Raw genomic sequence first — 12,807 nt, forward strand, 5'->3', positions numbered from 1 at the left:
CACATCTGCGACCCGGCGTCGGCAAGGGCGTGGCGCAGCCAATCCGGCGCCGTGACGGCCTTGCTTCCAGGACCAACCGGGCAGGAAGCGCATCCCGAAGAATAACGTATCGTTAGCTATGCATACCTTCGGCGACCACGCCACAGTTTTCTGGCGCGCCTGCACGGTCAAGTCGGGTAATCCGGCAAGCCGGGGGCGAGGGATCAGCCGCCGCCGCCCGGCTGCGCCATCGCGTCGACCTCGGCCTGGACCTGCGCCAGGAAGGCGCGCGCCATGCCGGCAAAGGGCTTGTCCGGCTCGGTCCGTCGCACCAGTCGCGCGATGGCGCGGTCGGCCCAGGCGGACCAGCGGTCACGGTCGGCGGCATCGTCTGCGGTCAGCCAGTTGTTGATCGCCTCGATGATGTCGTTGCGATCCTCGCGCATCTCCAGCAGGTGCACCCGCCGGTCCTCTTCCAGCCATCGGCGGTTCAGCCCCAGGATCCGTCGTGTCGCCTCGCCCGCGAGGCTGGCATCCCGCGCACGCACCGTCGCCGCGCCCTTGAACAGGACCCAGTCGAGATGCGCCTCGGGGTCGACATCGGCGGGGTTCAGGATCAGCGGCCTTTCCTGTCCGAGGCTGTTGCCCGGCGCCGTGACCCAGACATTGTCCTCTGTCGGAAAGGCGTTCAGCTTGCCCGCTCGGCTTTGCGGCTGGCGCATCAGGAATTCCCGCAGGTCCTCTTCGGTTTCGAGGTCGTCGGGAATGATGACCAACGACGAGCGCGTCTGGTTGCAGTGCTGGCAGGACAGCACGAGGTTTTCCCAGACCATCGCCAGCCACCAGTAGCCGGGATGCGCGATGCCGAGGTCGTCGGCCTCGGTCACGCCCTTCTTGGGTCGGTAATGTTCCACGTCGGTATCCTGAGAGCCCGCGATCTTGCTTTCGCAATAGGCGCATTTGCCGTGGAACATCTCGCGCAGCGCCTCGCGCACCTTCGCGTTGCGATAGGCCTGGAAATCGTCCCCCGACAGGGTTTCACCGCGCGCGACCTTGTCGGTCAGCTTGCGCAGCTCACGCGGGCCGGCCTCGTCGGGAAAGGCCGGGTCCAGCGGCCTTGGGCAGGGTGTGCGCTCGACGCGGATCATGGCCCGCCCTTGCGGTCGAACAGGCTGGAAAAGCGATCCTTCAGCTCGGCCCGCCGGGGCGAGGGCGCGGTTGTCGGCGCGACGGAGCGCTTTTCCACCCGTTCCTTCAAGGCCTCGGCATAGGCCTGTTCGCGCAGGGTCGATCCGATCACCATATCCTCGTCCAGCGCCTGCCGCAGACGGTCCAGCTCGGCGCGCTCGGCCTCGGTCAGGGTCTCGATCCGGGCCGCCAGCGCGTTATAGCGCGCCAGCCGCGCGTCGGTTTCCGGGTCGGTCGATCCCAGCCCGAAGAATTCCGAGGTCAGGATCTGCTCGGCCCGCATCCCCCGGATCGAGGGCAGGTCGGCCACCTGTTCCACCCGGTCGGTGTCGGCGGCACGCTGCAACACGAACACCTCGCCGTCATACATGCCGCGCAGGCACAGCGGATCATGGGTGGTGACGACGAACTGCACCTGCGGAAAGGCGCGGCGCAACAGCGTCATGATGCGCATCTTCCAGCGCGGATGCAGGTGGGTCTCGATCTCGTCGATGAAGACCACGGCGGCCGCGTATTCTAGATTGTCGAAATGGTACAGCAACTCGCGGATGATGTCGCTGACCATGGCGATCACCGACTTGTATCCCACCGACATGTCCTTCATCGCGATGCGCTGGCCGTTCTGGCGGATGAAGATACTGCCCGGCGTGTCGGGGTCGTCGTCGCGTTCGAAATCGTCGTCGTCCGACAGCATCAGAACCTCGCGCAGGGCGCGGGCGGCGGCAAAGAACTGCGGCTCGTCGAGGGAGGACAGCCAGTGGATCGGGTTGGCGATCATATCCATGGGATCGAACAACGAGCGCACGCGATGCGCCGGCGCGCGCAGCCGTCGCGTCCGGCGCGAGGTGAAGTAGCGGCGCGGCCCGTAGCCGAGGACGACCCTCGCGCAGTCCTGTGACCCCGAAAAGGTGGTGTCGCCCGCCTGCGCGGTCAGCGTCCACGGGTTGTCGGAATCGAGGAAGTCCAGCGTGATGCGCATGTCCGGCGCGGTCGTCGCCCAGTCATGCATGTCGGGCCGGTGGATCAGCCCGGCGGGCGACAGGTCTTCGCCGGGCAGAAGCGCATCCAGCGCCGCCGCCTCGGACGCGCCGATCACCGCCAGCGCCATCGCCTCCAGCACCGAGGACTTGCCCGTGGCGTTCTCACCCAGCAGCAGCATGCAGGGCGACTGGCCGCTGTCGGTCACGCTTGCGGGCAGGTCGAAGGCGATCCCGCGCAACGCCTTGAAATTGTCGATCTCGACCCGTGTGATCGGTTTGCTGGCGTTCGGCAGGTTGCGAATGTCGGGGATGCGGCTGCGCGGGCGCGCTTTGGGTGGCAGCGTGATCTCGTCCATCAGGATGGACAACTTCGGCTCCGGCATGAAATCCACCGACCGGATCAGCGTCATGTCGGTATCACCGACCAGCGCGTTGACAAATTCGGCGCGCGCCCCGGCATCGAGATCGGCAAAGGCCGACAGGAAGGCCTCCGGCCCGTCCTGCGGCAGGTCGCGGCTGGCGGCATGGGCGAGGATTGCCGCGGTGGCCGACCCGGCATGGGCGTCCGGCGCGGACAACGCCGCGTCGAACAGCAGCCCATCGGCGGCAGCGGCCCGGTCCGCCGCAAGCGCCCCGGCCAGATCCAGCACTGCCTTCTGCCGGGCCTTGACCAGATCTTCGCGGTTGAGGTCCAGGACCTCGGTCGTCGCGTGGCCCTGCGGACTGGTCCAGTTCACCCGGCCGTCTGGCAGGAAATCGAGATGCGCGCGCGGATCGTGAAAGCACGGGTCCAGCAGCAGTTCCTGTTCCACCTCGCGCAGTTCCCCGATGGGCATCACCGGCTGGCCGCGCTTGCCCTCGACGAAGAACAGGTTGCCCTTGCGCCGGGCGCATTCCGGGCAGACCCACAGAAGGTTGTCCCAGTCGTACATCAGCCAGCAATAGGCCAGCAGTTCGGTATTCCCGTCCTCGTCCTGCGCCAGCGCGTGCGGACGGTGGCGCCGCACCATCCCGGATGACCCCGGGCCCGAGGACTTGACCATCTCGGGTTCGATCCCTGCCGGGCTTTCGCAATAGGCGCACAGACCGTTGAACAGGCCCGCCATCTCTTTGCGAAAGCCGGGATCGGCGTCCAGCCAGTCGGGCCGAGGCACCCGGCGCGTTCCGCCCTTGCTGTAGGTCTGCTCGATGAATGCCAGCACCTGACGACGCTCGTCCTCTGCGCGTTTGTCGAACAGGATTGCGGGAGGTGACAGCTTGGAGCGGTCGATGAAACGCATGAATCAGCCCCGGGGTTGCAGGATCCGCACCGCCTTGCGCAGTTCCGCGATGTGATGCGGAACCGCTGCGCGCCCGGTCTCGGTGCCCTTGTCCAGCGCCCAGTAATTGTTGTGCGAGAAGAAGCTGCGCCGATGGCCCGGCGCGACCTTGCCCGCAGCGTCCAGCGCGGGCAGCACCGCGATGTCGCGGATGCCGCGCAGCACACCCGTGTCGGTTTTCAGGCCAAAGACCTCGGCCACCGGGCCGGAAATCAGGTCGCCGGTCAGGATGGCCTTTTCCGGGGAATAGAGGTTGGTCCAGCGGGTATAGGCGAACAGCGCCGCGTGATGCGGCAGGCGGCGGTCCTGCGGGTCACGGTCGCGCCCGCCGGCATAGGTGAAATGCGCCAGCTTGGTTGTGCCGTCATATTCCAGCACCGGAGGACACGTCGGCAGCAGCCGCGACTCCTGCCTTGCACGCATGTCCTCGCGGCTTTCGGCCATAAGGAATTCCGCATGGGCCAGCGGCGCGCCGAGTGTCACGAAATCGGTCACGATCCAGCCCGCGCCCTGCGCCCTTGCCTCGTCCTGCGCCTTTGCCTGCTGGTCCTGGAAGGCGTCGAGATCCAGCGCGCCACCCGCCGCAGCGGCGCGGATCATTTCTTCCAGCGCGTGCCGCTCGGGCTGTTGCATCTCGTCGGGATCGCCGTCGTCCAGTTGCGTGTTGTAGCGGGCGAACAGCATGGCGAGGATGTCATAGGCCACGATCGAGCCCAGCGAATGCGCGACGACCACGATCCGGTCATACTCGCCAGACTTGATGAGCCGGTCCAGCAGGTCGACTCCGGTCTGCCGGATCTCCTGCCGCCGGGCGACGTTGGGCGGCAGCGCCTTGACGTAGCGCGCCACGTCGCCGAACCGCTTGATCAGCACGTCCGAGACGAAGGCCGCGACCGCCATCCCGCCCAGCGCCGACAGCCAGGCAAGCCAGGGCTTGGGCGCCTCGGCCTTGGGCCAGAGCCCCCAGAGCGTCAGGCCCACCACCACCAGCGCGATGATCCACAGCACGACCCAGGCGTGAAACACCCGGCCCGGCACCCGCGTCGACGGGTTGCGCAGCAGCAGATCCTTGATCCAGGTTTGCACGTGCTCCCAGGTGGTGCCGTGCATCAGGTGCGCCCAGTAGTATTCGTAGAAATCGGTGTAGTTGCCCGCCTCGTCCCGTTCCGTCGTGATCCGCCGCAATTCGGTCGAGTTGTTGCGCGGGTCGGGTTTCGCCCACGAGACATTGCCCTTGCGGCGCCCCCCGGTGTTCGGATCAGGCTTGCCCGGGTTCACCAGGGCCGTATCCGTCGTCCAGACCGACCGGACAAAGGAATTCAGCGTCTGCATGGGGATCTGCTCTCCCATGCCGTGCAGAATGACGACAGCCTGCTTCACGGCGGCCTCCGGTAATGACCATCAATCAATACACGCAAGGGTAGCAAGATGTGGTGGCCGCGCAAGGAAAAACCGAAAAGCCACGCGGTCGGCGCGCCGGAATGACCCGCCTGTCAGAACGCGGAACGATCGCGAAACGCCCGGTTTCTGGGCATCGGCAGGGATGCGCATTCATTCCGTTGTCGCGCGGTGCACACCGGAACGCCCCCCGCGCGCCGGTCGGCCCGGTCACCGCCCCGCCGAGGCGTTTGCGCAACGGTGAAAACCTTCCGACCTGCGTGACGGCGCAATGGACAATCCCGCGATGGCGAAGACCGCTCTCCGACGGTAAGACTTGCGAAACCAATTCCTGCCGGGCAATACCGGTCCTCGAAACTTCATTGCGTTATCGAACTGGAAAACCATCCGAGATCGCGGCCAAGCGCGGAAATTCATGGGATGACCGTCATATCTGAACGTTTTGAGCGAGGCACAGGACGCGATCCGGATCAGCGGACGCCCGTCCGCGATCCCCATGACGGGTCCGACCGCGAAAAGGGTCGCGCCAGGAGAATTGCCATCCTCGGAACCGTCGGCGTTCCGGGCCGTTATGGCGGTTTCGAGACGCTGGCCGAGAACCTCGTCCATTACCACGCAGCCCTCGGTTCCGGGGACAACCTGACGGTGTGGTGTTCCTCGAAGGACAACGCCGAGCGCCACACCCGCTTTGCCAGCGCCGACCTGCGCTATGTCGGGCTGAAGGCGAACGGCGTGCAGAGCATCCCCTATGACGCGCTCAGCCTGCTGGACGCGGTCCGCACCGGGCATGACCGGCTTGTTCTTCTGGGTGTTTCAGGCGCCATGATGCTGCCGCTGATCCGCCTGATCAGCCGCGCCCGGATCATCACGAATATCGACGGCATCGAGTGGAAGCGGGCAAAGTGGAACGGCCCGGCCCGCGCCTTCCTGCGGGCGTCGGAATGGGCGGCGGTGCGGTTCTCGCATAGGGTGATCGCCGACAACGAGGCCATCGCCGACCATGTGCGCGCGACCTATGGCAGCGATTGCGCGGTCATCGCCTATGGCGGCGATCATGCCGTGGCCCCCGTCGGCACGGGCGGCATCCCCGAGGGCTTGCCCGGCGGCTATTCCCTTTCGCTGTGCCGCATCGAGCCGGAAAACAACGTGCACACCATCCTGGAGGCCTTCCGCGGCCTCGACTTGCCGCTTGTCTTCGTCGGCAACTGGGCGAACAGCGCTTATGGCCGCGAGCTGAAACAGCGTTACGGCACCTGCCCCAACCTGCACCTGCTGGACCCCGTCTACGAGCCCGGTGCGCTGCGCGCGCTGCGGGCCCACGCCTCGGTCTATGTGCATGGCCATTCCGCCGGGGGCACGAACCCATCCCTGGTCGAGATGATGCATTTCGGCATACCGGTCCTGGCGCATGGTTGCGTCTTCAACCGGCACAGCACGGAGGGCAAGGCGCTCTATTTCGACACGTCCGAGGACCTGGCGGCGCAGGTGCGCGGGCTCGGTGCCGCGGATGCCGGTCGGATCGGGGCCGACATGCAGGAGATCGCGCGCCGCCGCTACACATGGGACCATATCGGCGAAGCCTATTTCGCCCTTTTCGAAACCGACTGATCCTGCTGACGGGGGCATCCCCAAAGCCGCAGTCAAGCAGACCCACGACAACAAGAGGACAATCCGATGCAGATAGAGGACACAGCGCTTTCCGGCGTAAAGATCCTCACGCCGCAACGTTTCGGCGATCACCGAGGCTTCTTTTCGGAAAGCTGGAACAAGGCCCGCATGGACGCGGCCGGCCTGCATTACGATTTCGTGCAGGACAACCATTCGCTCTCGGCCACGGTCGGCACGGTGCGCGGGCTGCATTTCCAGTCGCCCCCGCATGCCCAGGCAAAGCTGGTGCGCTGCGGCAAGGGCCAGCTGTTCGACGTCGCGGTGGACATCCGCAAGGGCTCTCCGACCTATGGCAAGTGGGTTGGCGTCGATCTGTCCTTCGAGAACGGCCGGCAGTTGATGATCCCGGCGGGTTTCCTGCATGGTTTCGTCACCCGCGAGCCCGACACCGAGATCATCTACAAGTGCACCGACTATTACGCGCCCGAATGCGATGGCGCGGTGCGGTTCGACGACCCGGACATCGGCATAGACTGGGGCCTCGAGGGCGAGGCGCTGCTGTCCGCCAAGGATGACGCGGCCCCTTTCCTCAAGGATTTCGACAGTCCCTTCACCTGGGAGGGCGCGGCATGAGGCTGCTTGTCACCGGCGGTGCCGGGTTCATCGGGTCTGCGGTGGTGCGCCGCGCCATCGCAGACGGCCACCAGGTGGTCAACCTCGACGCGCTGACCTATGCCGCCTGTCTCGACAACGTCAAAAGCGTCTCGAACGCGCCGGGATACGCATTCGAGCAGGCCGATATCCGCGACCGCGCGGCGCTGGACCGGATCCTTGCCACGCATGAGCCCGACGCGGTGATGCACCTGGCCGCCGAAAGCCACGTGGACCGGTCGATCGACGGCCCCGGCGATTTCATCGAGACCAACATCACCGGCACCTACAACATGCTGGAGGCCACACGGGCCTACTGGACCGCGCAGGGCCGGCCCGAAGCCTTCCGCTTTCACCACATCTCGACCGACGAGGTCTTCGGCTCTCTCCCGCCCGATCCCGAGGTCATGTTCACCGAGGACACGCCCTACGATCCGCGCAGCCCCTATTCGGCGTCGAAGGCGTCGTCCGATCACCTGGTGCGCGCCTGGCACGAGACCTACGGCCTGCCCGTCGTGCTGACCAATTGCTCCAACAATTACGGGCCGTTCCACTTTCCGGAAAAGCTGATCCCGGTGGTGATCCTGAACGCCATCGCGGGCAAGCCGCTGCCGATCTACGGCACCGGTGCCAACATCCGCGACTGGCTCTATGTCGAGGATCACGCCGACGCGCTGCTGCTGGTGGTGCAGAAAGGCCAGGTGGGCCGATCCTACAACATCGGCGGCGAGAACGAGCGCACCAATCTCGACCTGGTGCAGACACTCTGCAGCATCCTCGATCGGCTGCGCCCCAAGGCGCAGGGCAGCTACGCCGACCAGATCACCTTCGTGGCCGACCGCCCGGGGCATGATGCTCGCTATGCCATCGACCCCACGCGCATCCGCGAGGAACTGGGCTGGCGGCCCTCGGTGACCGTCGAGGAAGGGCTGGAACGGACCGTGCGCTGGTATCTCGACAACGAGGACTGGTGGCGCCCGCTCCAGGCGCGGGCCGGCGTGGGCCAACGGCTGGGGGTGAAGGCATGACGATCCTTGTCTTCGGCCGCAACGGCCAGGTCGCCACCGAGCTTCGGGCGCAGGCCGAGGTGACGGCGATTGGCCATGCCGAGGCCGACCTGATGACCGAGGGCGCCGCCGAGGCGGCGATCGCCCGGCACGCCCCCACCGTGGTCATCAACGCGGCGGCCTGGACCGCCGTCGACAAGGCCGAGGCCGAAGAAGCGGCCGCGATGCGCCTGAATGCGGACGCGCCAGCAGAGATGGCCGCCGCCTGCGCGGCGCGCGGCATTCCCTTTTGCCACGTCTCGACCGACTACGTCTTTGCCGGCACCGGAGAGACGCCATGGTGCGAGGACGACCCGGTGGCCCCGCCCAACGCCTATGGCCGCACGAAACTGGCCGGAGAGCGGGCCGTGATCGCAGCAGGCGGCAATGCGGCGATCCTGCGCACCTCCTGGGTGTTCTCGGCGCATGGCGCGAATTTCGTAAAGACCATGCTGCGTCTGTCGGAAACCCGCGACTCGCTGACGGTGGTGGCCGACCAGGTGGGCGGGCCGACACCCGCCGCCGACATCGCCGCCACGCTCTTGCGCATGGCACAGGCGATGTGCGACGGCCAGAACGGCGGGCTCTATCACTATGCCGGGGCGCCCATGGTCAGCTGGGCCGATTTCGCCCGCGCGATCTTTGCCCGTGCCGGGCGCAACGTGACGGTCGAGGACATTCCGACCGCTGCCTATCCGACCCCGGCTGCACGACCGCTGAACTCGCGGCTCGATTGCTCCCGGCTGGAGCGCGACTTCGGCATTGCTGCGCCGCACTGGAAGACCGGCCTGGACAAGGTTCTGGCGCAGCTCGGGGGCTAGTCTGTCAATCGGGCCCCCTGATCGGCCTCCCACAGGGACCCGGCTGGCGCGACGTGAGCTGGCCTGAGGCCACCGTGCAAACAGCAAAGCTACGTCGCCCGGGGCCAGCGTTTCAACCGAGCGCTGGCGCCGGCCTTGAGGCGCCAGCTGTCGTTTCCGGTTTCGGCCATGTTGGTCTGCCCCACCCGAGTGGTTGGGTTTGAAAGTCAATCCATGATGGGCCTGTGGTCCATCGGCAAGGCAGTTTCGGGTGCCGGTGGTCGGTAGCACAAGGCGCTGTGGGGGCGAACGGTGTTGTAGTGGCGGCGCCATCGTTCGATCAGGATCTGCGCCTCTCTCAACGCATAGAAGATCTCGCCGTCGAGGAGTTCGTCCCGAAGCCTTGCGTTGAAGCTTTTGACGTAGCCATTTTCCCAAGGTGATCCCGGCTCGATGTACGCGGTCTTGGCACCGACAGACTCTATCCATTCACGGACCTCGAGGGCGATGAGTTCCGGGCCGTAGCACGTCGGGAAGAAGGGCTCCAGACGCGCCATCTGTGCGTCGCTCAGCCAGAGTTCAGACATGTCACCGCTCGTTTTTCGAACGCTGAATCATGCCCTCCAGCCGAAATCAATGGGTCCTGAACCCAAGCGCAGCGTGGCCTTCACCATTGCCCTTGCGTCGCCTCAGGCCACCCGGCTCAGTGCAGCTTGAGCCTTGGCCTGACGATCTGGTTCACGTGGCCGATCACGATCAGCGCCGTCCCCTTGAACCAACCATGGATCGCGAGGATGTGCATCCTGTAAAGCGACCGATACGCCATGCGCGCCAGCCGGCCCTCGATCGCCATCCGCCCGCCGACAAGGTTGCCCATCAGGCTGCCCACCGTCGCGAAACGACTCATCGAGACGAGCGAGCCGTGGTCCCGGTAGACAAAGTCCTGCGGCGCCCTGCCCGCCATGATGCGGCCGAGGTTCCGGAATACGGTTTCCGCCATCTGGTGCGCCGCCTGCGCGCGCGGCGGAATGGGCCGCTCGGACCCCGGCAAGGTGCAGGAGGCACAATCGCCGATGCAGAAGATACGGTCGTCAGATACGGATTGCAGCGTGGGACGCACGATGAACTGGCCCAGCCTGTTCAGCTCCAGATCGCTCATCGCGGCGACGCCGTGGGCGCCACGTACCCCCGCCGCCCACAGGATCAGGTCCGCATCCACCTTGCCGCCATCCTTGGTGCGAACGACTTTCGGCGTGACTTCCACGACCTGCGTGGACGTCCGGACCTCCACGCCAAGGGCTTCGAGTTCGCTGCGGGCGGTCTGGGCAAGTTCCTCGTCCAGCGCCGGCAGGATGCGCGGACCCGCCTCGAGCAATGTCACGGCAAGCGTGTTTTCGTCGAAGACCTCAAGGCCATAGTTCCGCAGCCCCTTGGCCGCGTTGAAGAGTTCCGCAGACAGTTCCACGCCGGTCGCCCCGCCGCCGACGATGCAGATCTGCACCTTCGCGCCCGGCGTTCCGTCCATGCTTTCAAGGTTCGCGCGGAAGCAGGCGTTCAGCAGCTTGTGCCGGAACGTGTCGGCCTGGGATCTCTGTTCAAGAAACATCGCATGTTCCCGAACACCCGGAATGCCGAAGTCGTTCGACACGCCTCCGATCGCAAGCACTAGGTAGTCGTAGCGGATCGTGTGACGCCCCAGCACTTCTTCACCGTCGGGGTCGACCAGGGGCGCGGTCGTGATGGTGCCGGCTTCGCGGTCGATGCTTTCCAGCGAGCCGTAGAAAAAGCGATAGCCCCAGCGCGCCGCGTGCCCGCCATATCCCACCTCGTCCAGGTTGGCGTCCAGCGAGCCCGCCGCGACCTCGTGCAGCAAGGGTTTCCAGATATGCGTGCGGTTGCGGTCGACGAGAATGATGTCGTGCTGCTTTCGACCGTAACGCGCCCCCAGCTTGCGCGCCAGTTCCAGCCCGCCTGCGCCGCCACCAACGACGACGATCTGCGTTTTCTTCTTGCTCATCGGGGGGAACCTTTGCGTGCGGACAGGGGATGCGGGACGGGCGCTACGGCAATCAGCAACGTCGCGGCCTCGACAGGCATGATGTATTCCGTGCCCGGCGTTTCGTCCATGCACCGCAGAGCCAAGACGTGCGTCTGGACGGTTTGCGCAAGCGCATATGCGCCGGGGCCTTGGCGTGACCCCGTCATGGCTTCACATGCCCTCCCGCCGGGGCGCCGGACGGCCCTGCACTCTGCTTCTGGCCGGCAATCGGCTTCAGCCAGCGGGCATCGCCCGATGCCCAACCCAGCCGCAGCGCCAACCCGTCCGGCAGAATGGTTTCCACGGCCCTGTCCGGTTCCACCGTCAGACCCAACGCCGAGACGAAGGCCGCGAAATCGGCGAACCAGGCGCGCTCGGGGCTGAAGGATTGCACGATCAAGGCCGCCACCGGACGACGAAACCGCCGCGCCTCGGCGATCGCGGCAGCGGTCCGGTGCAGCAGCTGATAGCGCAGGTCGCCCTGCAACGGCCCAAGCCCCAGCCAGGCGGACAGTTCGGCCAGACGCTCCTGCCGGTTCGTCGAGGGCTCGGCCCCCAGCCACTCCGTCACGGTCGGCCCAAAGGGTTCGGCTACCTTAGCCTCGATCGCCACGGCCATATCCCGGCCAGCGGCATGAACCAGCGCGAAGACGTCGCATTGCGACGGCGCGCCCCGACCGGGCAGCGCGACCTGGTGTTCCGCGATGGCCAGTTGCAGGTCGGCCCCGTCACCGCAGAGGGCCGCGACCTCGGGCGGAAAGCCGGCCTCCCAACTTTGCGCCGTGGCCATGGCGGAAAAGCCTGCGCGCCATTGTCTCGACGGATCGCCCAGCAGGCTCTGCCAGTCGGCGGGGCCTTTCGTGGCGCGCAGGATGCGCTTCACTCCAGCGCGGCCTTGACGGCGGCCATGGCGTCGCCGCCATCCTTGGTCGTCACGCCCGCCAGCCAGCCGTCCAGCACGCCGGGGTTGGCCGCCAGCCAGGCCTTGGCGGCGTCCTGCGGCTGCTGGCCATCGTCCAGGATGGCGCCCATGATCTCGTTTTCCATCGCCAGGCTGAATTCCAGGTTCTTCAGCAGCGTGCCCACGTTCGGGCATTCCTCGACCAGGCCCGCGCGGGTGTTGGTAAAGACCGTCGCGCCGCCCAGATCCGGGCCGAACCAGTCGTCGCCGCCGGTCAGGTAGGTCAGGTCGAAATTGGCGTTCATCGGGTGCGGCTCCCACGCAAGGAAGACCACAGGCTCTTCGCGACGGTCGGCGCGGGCGACCTGCGCCAGCATCCCCTGCTCCGAGCTTTCCTTGACGTCGAAGCCTTCGAGGTCAAAGGCGTTGGCCGCGATCATGTCCATGATCAGGCGGTTGCCGTCATTGCCCGGCTCGATCCCGTAGATCGTCTTGTCGAGCGCGTCGCCCGCCGCGGCGATCTTGGAGAAATCGTCGATCCCCAGTTTGGCCCCGGCCGCGTTGGTCGCCAGCGTATACTTCGCACCTTCCAGGTTGGCGCGCAGGGACACCACGGTGCCCGCGTCCCGGTAGGGCGCGATGTCGGCCTCCATCGTGGGCATCCAGTTGCCGAGGAAGACATCGATATCGCCATTGGCCATCGACTGGTAGGTGACGGGCACGGACAGAACCTTGATATCGGTCTCGTAGCCGAGTGCATCCAGCACCAGCGTCGTGGCGGCGGTCGTTGCGGTGATGTCGGTCCAGCCGACATCCGAGAACGTGACGCTGTCGCAGGATGCGAAGGCCGTGCCGGCGCTGAGGGCCAAGGCGAGGGCCGAGGTGGAAAGGCGGTTCAT

Annotated in this window: 10 protein-coding genes and 1 pseudogene; 4 read left to right on the forward strand and 7 right to left on the reverse strand. The window is 66.3% G+C overall.

Annotation, left to right across the window (positions count from 1 at the left end; translation table 11 throughout):
* Positions 1-203 precede the first annotated feature (203 nt).
* Genes KB874_RS11420 through KB874_RS11430 form a run of 3 tightly spaced genes read right to left on the reverse strand, consistent with a single transcriptional unit; the run spans position 204 to position 4,846 of the window.
* The gene (locus KB874_RS11420) at positions 204-1,127 is read right to left on the reverse strand and encodes an HNH endonuclease (RefSeq protein WP_212536669.1); all 924 of its coding nucleotides are present in this window, start codon (positions 1,125-1,127) and stop codon (positions 204-206) included.
* The gene (locus KB874_RS11425; RefSeq protein ID WP_212536670.1) at positions 1,124-3,427 is read right to left on the reverse strand and encodes an AAA family ATPase; all 2,304 of its coding nucleotides are present in this window, start codon (positions 3,425-3,427) and stop codon (positions 1,124-1,126) included. Before KB874_RS11425 ends, KB874_RS11420 begins: the two co-directional genes overlap by 4 nt.
* A gap of 3 nt (positions 3,428-3,430) precedes the next feature.
* Entirely contained in the window at positions 3,431-4,846 is a 1,416-nt protein-coding gene (locus KB874_RS11430) for a hypothetical protein (protein WP_212536671.1), read from the reverse strand.
* Between the two features lie 438 nt (positions 4,847-5,284).
* Here KB874_RS11430 and KB874_RS11435 point away from each other — a divergent pair, with 438 nt between their 5' ends.
* From KB874_RS11435 to rfbD, 4 genes are all read left to right on the forward strand, one after another.
* Positions 5,285-6,472: a DUF1972 domain-containing protein gene (locus KB874_RS11435; protein ID WP_212536672.1), complete on the forward strand. Its 1,188-nt coding sequence runs from the start codon at positions 5,285-5,287 to the stop codon at positions 6,470-6,472.
* Between the two features lie 66 nt (positions 6,473-6,538).
* Positions 6,539-7,105: a dTDP-4-dehydrorhamnose 3,5-epimerase gene (rfbC, locus tag KB874_RS11440; protein ID WP_212536673.1), complete on the forward strand. Its 567-nt coding sequence runs from the start codon at positions 6,539-6,541 to the stop codon at positions 7,103-7,105.
* Positions 7,102-8,151 carry a dTDP-glucose 4,6-dehydratase gene (gene rfbB / locus KB874_RS11445; RefSeq protein ID WP_212536674.1) on the forward strand — a complete coding sequence of 350 codons (1,050 nt, stop codon included), beginning with the start codon at positions 7,102-7,104 and terminating at the stop codon, positions 8,149-8,151. The genes rfbC and rfbB overlap by 4 nt, the downstream gene beginning before the upstream one ends.
* The gene (rfbD, locus tag KB874_RS11450; RefSeq protein WP_212536675.1) at positions 8,148-8,990 is read left to right on the forward strand and encodes a dTDP-4-dehydrorhamnose reductase; all 843 of its coding nucleotides are present in this window, start codon (positions 8,148-8,150) and stop codon (positions 8,988-8,990) included. Before rfbB ends, rfbD begins: the two co-directional genes overlap by 4 nt.
* A gap of 206 nt (positions 8,991-9,196) precedes the next feature.
* On the opposite strand, the pseudogene KB874_RS11455 reads toward rfbD, so the two are convergent.
* The 4 genes and pseudogenes from KB874_RS11455 to choX form a co-directional block, all read right to left on the reverse strand.
* Positions 9,197-9,490, reverse strand: a pseudogene (locus tag KB874_RS11455) (integrase core domain-containing protein); the annotation flags it as partial.
* A gap of 182 nt (positions 9,491-9,672) precedes the next feature.
* Positions 9,673-10,986: an NAD(P)/FAD-dependent oxidoreductase gene (locus tag KB874_RS11460; RefSeq protein WP_212536676.1), complete on the reverse strand. Its 1,314-nt coding sequence runs from the start codon at positions 10,984-10,986 to the stop codon at positions 9,673-9,675.
* A gap of 184 nt (positions 10,987-11,170) precedes the next feature.
* Positions 11,171-11,890, reverse strand: a complete 720-nt coding sequence (locus tag KB874_RS11465; protein ID WP_212536677.1) for a DUF6946 family protein — start codon at positions 11,888-11,890, stop codon at positions 11,171-11,173.
* Positions 11,887-12,807 carry a choline ABC transporter substrate-binding protein gene (gene choX, locus KB874_RS11470; RefSeq protein WP_212536678.1) on the reverse strand — a complete coding sequence of 307 codons (921 nt, stop codon included), beginning with the start codon at positions 12,805-12,807 and terminating at the stop codon, positions 11,887-11,889. Before choX ends, KB874_RS11465 begins: the two co-directional genes overlap by 4 nt.

Origin of the sequence: Thetidibacter halocola (assembly GCF_018224955.1) — a bacterium.
GTDB classification, from domain to species: Bacteria; Pseudomonadota; Alphaproteobacteria; order Rhodobacterales; family Rhodobacteraceae; genus Thetidibacter; species Thetidibacter halocola.

Coding starts and splice junctions, on each gene's coding strand:
- KB874_RS11420 (WP_212536669.1), bottom strand. CDS start 1,127: ATGATCCGCGTCGAGCGCACACCCTGCCCAAGGCCGCTGGACCCGGCC.
- KB874_RS11425 (WP_212536670.1), bottom strand. CDS start 3,427: ATGCGTTTCATCGACCGCTCCAAGCTGTCACCTCCCGCAATCCTGTTC.
- KB874_RS11435 (WP_212536672.1), top strand. CDS start 5,285: ATGACCGTCATATCTGAACGTTTTGAGCGAGGCACAGGACGCGATCCG.
- rfbC (WP_212536673.1), top strand. CDS start 6,539: ATGCAGATAGAGGACACAGCGCTTTCCGGCGTAAAGATCCTCACGCCG.
- rfbB (WP_212536674.1), top strand. CDS start 7,102: ATGAGGCTGCTTGTCACCGGCGGTGCCGGGTTCATCGGGTCTGCGGTG.
- rfbD (WP_212536675.1), top strand. CDS start 8,148: ATGACGATCCTTGTCTTCGGCCGCAACGGCCAGGTCGCCACCGAGCTT.
- KB874_RS11460 (WP_212536676.1), bottom strand. CDS start 10,986: ATGAGCAAGAAGAAAACGCAGATCGTCGTCGTTGGTGGCGGCGCAGGC.
- choX (WP_212536678.1), bottom strand. CDS start 12,807: ATGAACCGCCTTTCCACCTCGGCCCTCGCCTTGGCCCTCAGCGCCGGC.